General features: G+C 52.4%; 10 protein-coding genes and 2 pseudogenes. 6 read left to right on the top strand and 6 right to left on the bottom strand.

All coding sequences use genetic code 11. The annotated features are described in order from the left end of the window. Positions 1 to 242: 242 nt before the first annotated feature. The 3 genes from E5K03_RS13450 to E5K03_RS13440 all read right to left on the bottom strand — a co-directional run bounded on the left by E5K03_RS13450 (position 243) and on the right by E5K03_RS13440 (position 1,834). Positions 243 to 995: a GNAT family N-acetyltransferase gene (locus E5K03_RS13450; RefSeq protein ID WP_138007329.1), complete on the bottom strand. Its 753-nt coding sequence runs from the start codon at positions 993 to 995 to the stop codon at positions 243 to 245. Between the two features lie 99 nt (positions 996 to 1,094). Further along, positions 1,095 to 1,337, bottom strand: a complete 243-nt coding sequence (locus tag E5K03_RS13445; protein WP_138007328.1) for a PRC-barrel domain containing protein — start codon at positions 1,335 to 1,337, stop codon at positions 1,095 to 1,097. Positions 1,338 to 1,504: 167 nt separating this feature from the next. Continuing rightward, positions 1,505 to 1,834, bottom strand: coding sequence for a DUF5789 family protein (locus E5K03_RS13440; protein WP_138007327.1), 330 nt, complete (start codon positions 1,832 to 1,834; stop codon positions 1,505 to 1,507). 186 nt (positions 1,835 to 2,020) lie between these two features. On the opposite strand from E5K03_RS13440, the gene E5K03_RS13435 reads away from it, so the two are divergent. The 6 genes from E5K03_RS13435 to E5K03_RS13410 all read left to right on the top strand — a co-directional run bounded on the left by E5K03_RS13435 (position 2,021) and on the right by E5K03_RS13410 (position 5,858). After that, positions 2,021 to 2,320: a DUF7130 family rubredoxin-like protein gene (locus E5K03_RS13435; RefSeq protein WP_138007326.1), complete on the top strand. Its 300-nt coding sequence runs from the start codon at positions 2,021 to 2,023 to the stop codon at positions 2,318 to 2,320. A 111-nt stretch (positions 2,321 to 2,431) separates the two neighbouring features. Next, the gene (locus E5K03_RS13430; protein ID WP_138007325.1) at positions 2,432 to 2,644 is read left to right on the top strand and encodes a dodecin family protein; all 213 of its coding nucleotides are present in this window, start codon (positions 2,432 to 2,434) and stop codon (positions 2,642 to 2,644) included. A gap of 97 nt (positions 2,645 to 2,741) precedes the next feature. Further along, positions 2,742 to 3,329, top strand: a complete 588-nt coding sequence (locus E5K03_RS13425; RefSeq protein WP_138007324.1) for a hypothetical protein — start codon at positions 2,742 to 2,744, stop codon at positions 3,327 to 3,329. Positions 3,330 to 3,474: 145 nt separating this feature from the next. Next, positions 3,475 to 3,858 carry a hypothetical protein gene (locus E5K03_RS13420; RefSeq protein WP_205743002.1) on the top strand — a complete coding sequence of 128 codons (384 nt, stop codon included), beginning with the start codon at positions 3,475 to 3,477 and terminating at the stop codon, positions 3,856 to 3,858. Positions 3,859 to 4,186: 328 nt separating this feature from the next. Next, complete coding sequence (locus E5K03_RS13415; RefSeq protein ID WP_240730034.1) at positions 4,187 to 4,948, top strand: mechanosensitive ion channel family protein; 762 nt, start codon at positions 4,187 to 4,189, stop codon at positions 4,946 to 4,948. A 238-nt stretch (positions 4,949 to 5,186) separates the two neighbouring features. Then, complete coding sequence (locus E5K03_RS13410; protein WP_171006694.1) at positions 5,187 to 5,858, top strand: helix-turn-helix domain-containing protein; 672 nt, start codon at positions 5,187 to 5,189, stop codon at positions 5,856 to 5,858. A gap of 1,423 nt (positions 5,859 to 7,281) precedes the next feature. Here the strand turns inward: E5K03_RS13410 and E5K03_RS13405 are convergent. The 3 genes and pseudogenes from E5K03_RS13405 to E5K03_RS13395 all read right to left on the bottom strand — a co-directional run. Next, positions 7,282 to 9,180 (bottom strand): methyl-accepting chemotaxis protein, encoded by a 1,899-nt coding sequence (locus tag E5K03_RS13405; protein ID WP_138007321.1) that lies wholly within the window; start codon positions 9,178 to 9,180, stop codon positions 7,282 to 7,284. Between the two features lie 335 nt (positions 9,181 to 9,515). Then, positions 9,516 to 10,368 (bottom strand): annotated as a pseudogene (locus E5K03_RS13400) (ISH3 family transposase); the annotation flags it as partial. A gap of 258 nt (positions 10,369 to 10,626) precedes the next feature. After that, a pseudogene (locus E5K03_RS13395) lies at positions 10,627 to 10,712 on the bottom strand (IS6 family transposase); the annotation flags it as partial.

Genomic DNA, 10,712 nt, shown 5'->3' with positions numbered 1-10,712 from the left:
CACGGTCACCGTCTTGTTGAAGGCTAGCCAGCCACCGCAGACGCAGATTCAGCACCTACTGGAGGAGGTCTTGAGGTTCTCGATGTGATCAACTGATCCTCCATCGTCTTGTCTCTCGTCCACCAGCTAATTAAATCATCTGTCCAAGTCGACGCAACACGATCGACGCGCTATTCGCACACGCTCGGCGATCGAACCACGAGCGAAAGACACGGCGATTGACACCCCTATCGCGGTTGGAGCTACAGATACGCGCCATCCCACTCGTCAGCCAGGTGAACGTTGCCGCAGTCTCCACACTCGAGTCTGTCGAGGCTGTCGGTGGACACGTTTGTATTCCCGCACTGCGAACACACGTATCCGTACGGATCATTCTTCTCGTCGTCAGAGTAAATCGGAAAGAAGGGGGCTTCCCTGCCCGGGATGGGTTCCTCCCGGTCGACGGCTCGGTCCTCCCCGTTGACGCTGATAGATTCGGGGATGTGAACTTCTGGTTCGTTGGGTGTGTGGGTGTCAGTTCTCTCGCCCTCAGTAAAGACGGTTACAGTGAATTCTGAACCGCCGATCATCTTCCGGTCGGTTCCGTCCTCTGTGAGGCCAAAGTCCTCGAGGAATGTGCCGCCCTCGACGGCGGCTTTGAGAATGCGCGCGGCGACTGGCATCGTTGCGTCCGCTTGGACCCGATCGACCAGTCTCGTGGCAATGTTTTCGCCCCGCGCTTCAGGGTCCACGTGCAGCCACCGGATCGTCGCTTCGGTTCCGATCGCCACGTCGATGAAGCCTTCTACCTCCGCTGTCTCGCCGTCCGTGCGGTCAGCGACGAGTACAATTGTATCTGGATCCTTGAGCCTCTCGGCAAGCGTTGCCTCGCCGAACTCCGTTTCGAGTATCGCCTCGATCTCCTGTGGACTGAGAGAGTAGGACGATTGGAAAGAATCGCGCGCGATTGCCTCGATCCGCTCTCGGTCGGTCAACTTTGCGGGACGAATGTCCATGTGATATGTTAGCTGCGAGCAAACATAAATCACCCGGGGTCTCAACCCGGCAAAAAAGACCGCCGATCGGAGTCACCCTACCCAGGGTCGTGACCGGAACTACCGAGAGAGATGAATCTCGTCGTCGGAGATACTCTCAACGTTGCTTGCGTCGAGTCGGTAGGTGTCCTCATCGCTTTCTCCCCACCCAAGTTTAGACTTGATTGAGTCTGTCAATCCTGGGTCTGGTTTGACGTGTGCCGTTCCGTGTTCGACTTGGACCACGCGGCCCAGTGTTTCGCCGTTGTTATTTATGACGTTCTTTCCTTCGTCCTCGTCTGTCAGCGTTACGTTGTTACGCATTGCGATTTAAACAAGGTGGCTACCAACATTGAGGGTTTTCCTTGCTACTGCCAGCCGGGTATATGACCCGGGATCGCGGTGTGAGTTTGACTCCACGTGCACAGATCTTAGAGGGCGGGCTAAGACGCGCGACCAACGGCTACAAAAAGAGCCAGCGCAGTAAGATCTTAGAACGATTCCTCCTCCGCTGCGTTCTCAGCTTCAGAGGGATTTCCGCCACGATCGCTGTACCCTTCGCGCCCGACGGCGTCCTCACTCACCATGCTGAAAATGGCCTGTCGAACTCCCTCGGTGTCTGCGTACTCTCGCTCGTTCTCTGCGCCGAGGATTGTACGCAACGATGTCTGTTCGTCAATGAGTTCGATTTCGTGATCACCGTATCGGCTAAGGAGCTCCTCGTGTGAAATTGGATACGATTCATTTTCGAGTTTCTCGACAAGTGAGCCGAATTCGATACCTTGCTCGCGAGTGTCACGTGTGTCGTTATTTTCGGACATATCGGGTTTCGACTGCGAGGCGACTAATCAGTGTTGCTGGCGTGTGCAAGGATGGACGATGTGCAGACAAGAATCACCGCGTGCTACTGCTATCAGAGAAATGCAACGCCTCCTTTACTTGTGGGCGTCGTGGCTCGTCAGGCAAATCGCCGACAGGTTGAATAGCCGCCAAATCAATTCGAAGCCATGGACGACCAAAGCCAAGTCCACGGTGAGGCGATCAAACCGGGAGAACTAGTCTACGACAGCACCATGCGAGCGATCGGCCGCGTGAGCGGTCTCACGGAAGACGGATTCGAGGTTGAGACGACGGAATTGGGCGAGAGTGAGATGGAAGAGATTCCGGGTCAAGAGTTCGGGGAAGGGTACCTGATGTGGCGGTGTACTGAGTGCGGGAAGATGGACCAACTTGACGCGGGTATCCCGGAGGCCTGTCCAGATTGCGGTGCGCCACGAGAAGCCCTCTCTGTCATCGAGGAAGATTGAAACCGATCTGTCTGTGCACAATCCCGGTTCGTTTCGTAGTAATCTGACCAGAAAGGTCGTTAACCCCTCTATAGTTAGTGGGGCCCGTCACGGAAAGCCATATGAAGTCCAATGACAGTAGTCAAGATCATCAAAGTGCTGGGCACTTCTTCTGAATCGTGGGACGATGCAGTACAGGAGGCAGTCCGCGAGGCGAGTAAAACAGTTGAGGACATCCGTGGTATCGAAGTGCAGGATTACACCGCAGATGTCGAAGGCGATGCGATTACCGAATATAAAGCCACGATCGATGTGGCCTTTCCGGTTCACGACGACCGCCCGTAATCCGTCGCGTTCTTCAGCGAGCTGTCGAAACCACGGGTACGTATCCGGGTTCGATCGCGTATATATACAATCGACTCTCAGTGTGTCTATCTAACTGATGACCCCTACGCTTCAAACGACGAGTACCGTACGAAACAAAGAGACGATATGGGAATACCTCGCTGACTGGGTACTATTTGAAGGAGGGCGAACAACCGTTGCTGGCTGTCTCGTCATCGGGATTGTTGGTATCGTTGGCGCGCTGGTTTTTACCGGTATCTTCGCTGTAGGTCCGAACAGCTCTGCGGCAATGATATTTAGTAGCGGGCTTACCTCAGGAGTCGTGACTCTCGTGACAATCGCTCTTTCCATTAACCAGCTTATCCTCTCTCGAGTATTTGGTTCAATCACCCAACTCACGGATAGGCTCGAAGGCGCCCGCGACTTTCGTCAGCACGTCGAGGAGCTCGCTGGTGTGCCCTCAACACCCAACGATCCTGCCGACTTCCTTTCGCTCGTCGCGACGACGCTGGGTGACCGCGCATCCGGAATCTTGGCAATGAGTGACTCCAGTAACTGGAACCCATCGAGCGAGATCACGAGTGCACTCGACGATCTGGTTGAGTACGGTAGTCCGTTGCACGCTTTCGAAATTAGGGCCGAAAACCAGATAATGTTGCAGGTTCCTTTGAACAGAGTTGGCTAATAATGTCCATATTCGGGCACCAACTATCAACTAATTTTGCACATGCAACGGGCTATACGGTGAAAATCTTGATTCAGCACTCGAACAGAACGCGAGGGTAACTGAGGTGCTTGGTGTCGTCCTTGGCCCTGAATACGCGGTGAATATGACTGCTGTTCATCACCTCCAGAACGAATATCATGCATCGCTCTCCGAGGAGGTCCGTACGGAGTTTCAGGCGATCGAAGAACTGCTCGAATCAATTGCGATCGTCCGTCAGTTCTACAAAACAATAGCGATTCAGCAGGATTTCGCGACAGTCTCGCGGTTACTTATATACTCGGGCGTGCTCGCGCTTGTAACGGTGATCTCGCTGACGCTCATTTACCGGACGAATTCCGTCACAGTACCGGCCTCAATCCTCCCTGTGGTTGTCAGCGTCGGGATCGGGATCATTGTTTCTCCGCTTGCGTTGTTCGTTACGTACATCCTTCGAGCAGCGACCATCGCTCGGCGTACTGTCTCCGTTGGGCCATTTGTTCCCCCCTGAGACCGGTACTCGGAAGTATCGCTAACGGGCATTGACTCCGCTGACAGGAGACCGCCGGTGAGGTAACTCACCGTGTTCTCGATGGAGAACAATCGACTTTTGTGGTACGATCGGTGCGTAATTCGGCGGACATTTGATGCTTGAGTACAACGATTCCACTATGCTACCAACTGAAATTGCACGGCGGTCAGTAGTAGTATCAGCGTGTTCAGTGTTAGCAGTCGTAATTCCGTTGTCGACTGGTCCTCCTGAAGTCGGACCCGATGAACTCGTCGGGTATTGGCCACTTGTTCTCAGCGCACTCTGGTTTAGTGCCGGGTTCCTTTTTGTGGTTCTCCTCAGTCTGTTTCTCATTCAGCCCGCGCTCAAACGAACGCTCCGCCGCCGGAATCGTAACAATCCGACAGTGCAGAATGCGATCGTCCTCTATTTTCGGGTGGTTATCGTGCTGCTGGCTGTCCTCGTTGGGATTACCGTCGCAGGCTACGGTGGGCTGCTCAGCGAATCTGCACTTCTCATCAGTGCCGTTGCGCTCGCTATCGGGGTCGCCGCACAGGAAGTAATCGGTTCGATCGTCAGCGGGATTGCACTCGTACTCGATCCGGAATTCAATGTTGGCGACTATATTGAATGGGCTGACGGTGAGGGAGTTGTCCAGTCGATCGCACTCAGAGTCACTCGTGTCGAGACCCCTGATGGCGAACTCGTGACGATACCAAACACCATCCTGACGAGCAAAGAACTCATCCGCCCGTACGGACGGGGGAACTCCCGCATCATTCAGAAGATCAAACTCGCATATGACGACGACATAGCAGACACGATCTCCCACCTTGAAGCGGTTGCAAATGATATTGAATCGATACTTTCTTCCCCGCAACCTGCAGTCTACATCGACCAACTTGGTGATGATGCGGTAATTGTTCGTGTTCACTACTGGATCGAAGATCCCAACCGTCGAGATATCTTCGCCGTTCGATCGGCCTACGCCAGTGCAGTCAAACACCGCCTCGAGAACGCTGAAATTACGATTAGTCCACCCGCTAAACGTGATCTGCAGGGAAGAATCAGTGTCGACAGGCCGATTTGATACCCACCCCCGAATGTCTTTGAGGTATGTGTATTCCGATATTGATCGATGAGGTACGCTCTACTTACTCAATCGTTCCGCTAGTCCATCGACGCCCTCTAGTGATTTTTTCTCAATGTGTTTGTCTGTCTCAAGGATCGACATAAGCACAACGTACTACGCATCAAAATACCTCACTCAACGTCCCGATCGTAATACGTATATCATACTAATCCGTGGGTCTCCGCAACGCAAAGGTATGGGAACAATTGTAGATGTCCTTGTCTCGACAGGGGAATTCGCGCTGACAGAGACGTTCGATTGCGTGCCAGATGCGGTGTTCGAGCCAATCCGGATTGTTGCACACGAGCCAAGGCGGGCGATGCCGCTTCTGTGGGCTGGAGCGTCCGATCTTGAGCGGCTCGACGATGCGCTTCGAGCCGACGAAACGACGAGAACGGTTACGCAGCTCTCTATGGGCGCAGAACACGCACTCTATCGAGTCACCTGGTGCGGCAGGACTCAGGCCGTCACCGAAACATTTGTTGAGGCCAATGGGACACTGCTCAATGCGCACGGCACAGCCGATTGCTGGAGCTTTCGGGTGTTGTTCCCCGACCAATCGGCCGTCTCGTCGGCGTACGACGTCTGGCGCGATCGGGGATTCGATCCCTCGATTCGGCACGTCAACGAACTCGCAGAGACACTCCAGTACAGCGGTACGGGCTTGTCGCAGTGTCAACACGAGGTGCTCACCGAGGCGTTTCGAACAGGATACTACGATATCCCCCGGGGGATCACGCTCGGGGAGTTGGCGACCAACTTCGACGTCTCGCATCAGGCACTCTCCGAGCGGCTCCGCCGCGGGCATCGTGCACTCCTTGAGACAACGGTCTGTCAGTCATCACCCTCGGTGAGACAACAACCCTGATGTCGAGTTACTGTGTGGCTCGAATTACCGGTTCTTGTACAGTTTCTCGATCGACCATTCTACACGAGATTGCCATTGGCTTGTTGGGCCGTTTCCGACGCAAAACGCCCGTTTTCGTACTTTTTGAGGGAGCGCGATTATTCGTTAACTCGTACGACAGTGTTCGTTCGCGGTGGCGGTTGTAAGCTCATCAACTCAGAACAATTTTAGGGTGAGACGTGTTTCGCCGGTTGGCCTGTTAGTAGTATCTTTATCGATCGTTATAGTAGTGATGGCGTAGCCTTGATGTGAAAATCGCTATCGAATAATACATTCGTGAGACCTACAGTCAGATAATTTCTGATTTTATAAAGGGTATATTATACGATGGCGTCGAATCTTATATGTACACTGTTGGCACCAGTTTCATTTCAATTTCTTTTACCAATTTAGTCCATACTATTACGAAGCTACGTACGTAATGGCACCGCCACGGTATACTCATGGGATTACGTAATCGGTTCTGGCAGCTGGACGCATTCAAGAGGTAGAAGCCAGCGTGTTCTGCGACGCACGATCGACGGCTAGTTTCCGTCCGTGATACAAAATCTCCTGTGGACCCTAAACACAATTGAAATTTGGTATTTTTAACTTAATATTAGATATCTTATCTATACGCGAATAGAGACAAGCGATTACTCTTGTCTCGTAGGTACGTGCTCAACAATATTCTATAAATATATATGAAGTAAAACACACATTATTCAACAATTTCTCAAAGATCCAAGCCTGATTTTATAAATTGAAAATACAATATATTTGTGGAGCAATTAAGAGACAATAAAATAAAGTTGTCTCTATGTGGAGCATTAAGCTGTTTTAATTAAAGCTCTAGCTTGATTGCGCTTGAGTCTCTTTTTATCAGGAAGTACATATCATCTAAACTGTCTAGATAATATGATTAATATTCTTGTTCGGTAGGATGTAATTACTCTGTCCTGATTTGATGAATGCACTGAGAGCTGTGGTAAAATATTAAATATAAAATATATAAATTAAAAATATATAATGTAGAATATATTTGCCCTCAAGATTCGACCGACGCTGGACGCCGCTGAATGAAACGGCAACTACGCCGTATTCACTCGAAGCGGTGCGACACAGTCCATTGGGGAACTCTGACCGAGGGTCCGACGTACGACTACGTAACCTAGAGATATTCCGGAACACGCCCAAAGGCCGTATCAAGCGCCAAGAAAACGAGAGGCTCGATAGCGACTGTTCAATATCGAACTAATAGAGAACAGGCAGGCTAAGAGATCCCGATCAAATAGCGTAAGAACGCTTGGAACGTCCGATAACGTTCCAGAACTGCTCTTAATCGTTGCCGAACATCTGGCGCATGAGTAGTTAGCTGTGTTTAATAGAGCCAGCGAGGAGGATGTTACTCTGTACTGCCACCATCACCTACTGGCATGACAGAGCTACTGGCTGGAGGGCCGGCATGGTCACCCGTTATACCACCGAGTCGGTGAGGTTCCACATCAATGGTGAACCCGCTGAGGCGGTGTTGGAGCTTCCCTGCTCGCTCTTTGAGATTGTCTGCGTTCTGAGAGACCTCCCAAAGGGATGAGGTTTGTTCTTCGGCGGCTGCTGAGACATTATCGGACTCGCTGTTAACTTCATTTGCCGCGTTGGCGACCTCCTCGACGATGCTTACGACTTCCTCTGTAGAGGCGGCTTGACTGTCTGTTGCGTCGCTGATCTCTTGGATACCATCATTCACCCCTTCGACGGTGGTCGTGATCCCATCGAGAGCAGCGAGGGCTGACTCAACCGTGTCAGCGCCCGAACGAACCCGGTCCTGCATTGACTCAATATCTTCAACGGTCTCATCGGAGTTGGACAGGACACGCTCGATCCGCTCGGTAACATCATCAGCAGCCTCCGCAGTCTCCTCTGCAAGCCCCTTCACTTCGTCCGCCACCACAGCAAACCCGGACCCCGCCTCACCAGCACGAGCCGCTTCTATCGAGGCATTCAGCGCAAGCAAATTTGTCTGCTCAGCAATGTCCTCGATCAACTCCACTACCTGTCCGATTTCATCAAGCTCACTTGCGAGCGTGTTGACCTGATCGACTGTCTGCTCAGACTGAGACTCAATGTCTTCCATCTCATCAATCGCTTCTGACGCGGCTTCTTGCCCGTTATTACTGAGTTCAACTGCGTCCTGAGAGGCTGTGGCAACTTCGTCTGCTGAGGAAGCAACTTCTTCGACTGTCCCAGAGAGATTCTGCATCTCGTTCGATGCCTCTCGGCTCTGTCCGTGTTGTGTATCCGCGTCTGCTGCAATCGCTTGGATAGAGTCCGCGACTTGCTCGCTCGCACGTTGCGTCTCTGCCGTCGATGCACTCACGTCTTCACTTGCGGACGCAACGTCATCTGCGAAATCCCGGATCTGCGCGAACGTCAGTTCAAGATCCTCTACCATCTCGTTGAACGTGGTCGCAATCTCCACCATCGCCTCGTTGCTTACGTCGGTATCGAGTCGGCGGGTAAAATCGCCGGCTGCACACTCAACCATGACCGACTGGTAGTCGGCAGCGGCCTGCTCAAGTTCTGCATTAAGTTCCTGGATCTCCTCGCGCTGTTCGGCCGCCTCTACTTCCTTCTCTTTCGCACGATCTCTCGCTTCCTTCGCTTCTTCCAGTTTTTCTTGGACCTTCTCACGGGCCTGTTGTCGCTGAATCGCGAGAGACTGCCAAAGGAACGTGATTGTCCCCGCAAGCATCAACACGCCAACAGCGTGTACCCCACCCCAGACGACCGGGTTAGCCATCGCTGCTGGATGATTGTAGACTGTGAACCACTCTATGAGCCCAAAGACGCTGTGTTGGAGGGCAACATAGCCAATCGTGATCGCGAACGGTACCCAATCTTCATACAGTGCGACAACTCCGACTCCCACAAAGTAGAGAAAATGTGCTTCGATGAATCCCCCAGTAAAGTACGCTAACACGGACGCCTGTGCCATGAACGCGACCGCGCCTGTAGCCGCTCTAATTCGGCGAGAAAGTACCGGAATTGCTGCTATCACTACCAATCCCAACACGATACTAGTGCCAACAACGGAGTGTAGCATCGGGATGACCGGCAATTCGGCACCAGTGATCGACTCCGATCCCACCATCCGACTAACTCCGAAGACAAACGGAAGCAAAGCGAGCGTAAACGCCAACACACCGATGTGCCGCCGTCTAAACGTCTCGTCAGGAATTTCTTTTCCATTTGGCGTGTTCTCTATATATCTTTTAAGCGGCGATTCTGTATCTCCCAATTCCATATACTTTCGATGTCCGATACTATATTTAGTCCCTCGCCACAAGTTCTCGTTTTTGAGAATCTTCTGCGTTGTTGAACCGGATGACGCTGTCGGGTTCACTGGTTGAGATTAATCGAGGTTATCTACCGAAAACGTCTATGGGTATGTATGCAGTTGTATTGGCACCGTCGCACGCTTCAGCCAAGTCCGGATACGGGGCTTTCAACCGTCTTCACCGCTGCTGAGCGGGATAATAGTTTTGTGGTGCCAGTGTTCATGCTGGATGACGCGATTCTATCACGGGCTGACAGCTTGGGAGTCGCTTCCATGCTCGGCTCACTCCGCAAGCTTCGAGACTGGTATCGAGCATCTCGCGGTGTCTTAATGAACGGCGCGTCACGGCTAATCCGCTGACGCGCCACACCGTTCTCGTCGTACTTCGCGTTCAGGTACGTACAATCGGTGTAGATGGGAAACACGACGGTCCAGTTGCGTCCGTTGAGTTTCCCTGCCAAATCCTGCTGAATGGAACGACTTCACCCTTCCGAGAGCTCTTGCTGAATTGTCTTACCCACCGGATAATCGGGATCACGTACGCGTAGTTGTGCGCTTGAAGCAGCGTGGGGCACTTGCTATCGTAGAATCCGCGATCGAGGTAGACAGCCTTGACGTCAGTGTCAAGATCGTCGCTACTGAGGGACTCAGAGAGGGCGCTGCTAGCGGTGTCGCCGTCTTCGAGACGGCGCACCACCAGTGTGTAACGTTTGTCCCGCACGCGTGCGTAGAGCGTGACGTAGGCGTGGAACGCAGTGGTTCCACGTTTGGCCACCGAGTGATAGAGGTGGTCGATGTCCTCTTCGCCACCGTAGTAGGGCCGCAGGTGAGGGTCTGTGCAGACCTCAACCTGCTCAGGAAGCAGTTCGACAATATTTCGTCGAAGGAGCGTGTTACCGACTCGTTTGAGCCGTTCCGGCTCGAGCTTCGTCCGGAGATGGTAGAAGATCGTGTCCGCCGATGGCGAGTCTTTGCTGGAGTTACACAGTGTCGAGATTGAGTCCCGTCGGCGATTGCGCCGACGAAGACCTCGTGGATATCCTCTGCATTGATTTCAGCGTGGTTATCGAGATTTAGATAAACTTCCTCCTCGAGCCGGTTGACTATAGTAGCGTTTGCAATTATTTTTCCACTTCGCAGGAACTGCCGGTTCACGTTCTCTCAGACTGTATTTCGAGGTGGCTCTTGCAAAGAGTTGCAAACGTTACCATAGTCTTCGTGAATTTCACTGTTTGCTTGCTGCTGGTGCTAAGACATATCTCTAGCAAGCAAACGTTCTAACTAACCAGCTTTGTGAGGTACTGAGGATGAGTCATGTAGAGTGCCCTGTGTGACAGATGAGTAACATGCGTCTAAAATCTTAAGTACGGGTTAGTGTCAAACAGGTGTAGGTATTCCGATTCTGGGCACTGTCTAGTTGAGCACCTCCTCAGCAGGAGTTCGTCCATCTAATGCCTGGTTCGGTCGATCGTGATTGTAGTGATATCTGAACCGCCGCA

Origin of the sequence: Halalkalirubrum salinum (assembly GCF_005543295.1) — an archaeon.
GTDB classification, from domain to species: domain Archaea; phylum Halobacteriota; class Halobacteria; order Halobacteriales; family Haloferacaceae; genus Halalkalirubrum; species Halalkalirubrum salinum.
This window is presented reverse-complemented; position numbering and strand designations above follow the sequence as displayed.

What these genes read in the sequence shown, in the direction of transcription:
- E5K03_RS13450 (WP_138007329.1), bottom strand. Translation starts at nt 995, where the DNA reads ATGGACATTCGTCCCGCAAAGTTGACCGACCGAGAGCGGATCGAGGCA.
- E5K03_RS13445 (WP_138007328.1), bottom strand. Translation starts at nt 1,337, where the DNA reads ATGCGTAACAACGTAACGCTGACAGACGAGGACGAAGGAAAGAACGTC.
- E5K03_RS13440 (WP_138007327.1), bottom strand. Translation starts at nt 1,834, where the DNA reads ATGTCCGAAAATAACGACACACGTGACACTCGCGAGCAAGGTATCGAA.
- E5K03_RS13435 (WP_138007326.1), top strand. Translation starts at nt 2,021, where the DNA reads ATGGACGACCAAAGCCAAGTCCACGGTGAGGCGATCAAACCGGGAGAA.
- E5K03_RS13430 (WP_138007325.1), top strand. Translation starts at nt 2,432, where the DNA reads ATGACAGTAGTCAAGATCATCAAAGTGCTGGGCACTTCTTCTGAATCG.
- E5K03_RS13425 (WP_138007324.1), top strand. Translation starts at nt 2,742, where the DNA reads ATGACCCCTACGCTTCAAACGACGAGTACCGTACGAAACAAAGAGACG.
- E5K03_RS13420 (WP_205743002.1), top strand. Translation starts at nt 3,475, where the DNA reads ATGACTGCTGTTCATCACCTCCAGAACGAATATCATGCATCGCTCTCC.
- E5K03_RS13410 (WP_171006694.1), top strand. Translation starts at nt 5,187, where the DNA reads ATGGGAACAATTGTAGATGTCCTTGTCTCGACAGGGGAATTCGCGCTG.
- E5K03_RS13405 (WP_138007321.1), bottom strand. Translation starts at nt 9,180, where the DNA reads ATGGAATTGGGAGATACAGAATCGCCGCTTAAAAGATATATAGAGAAC.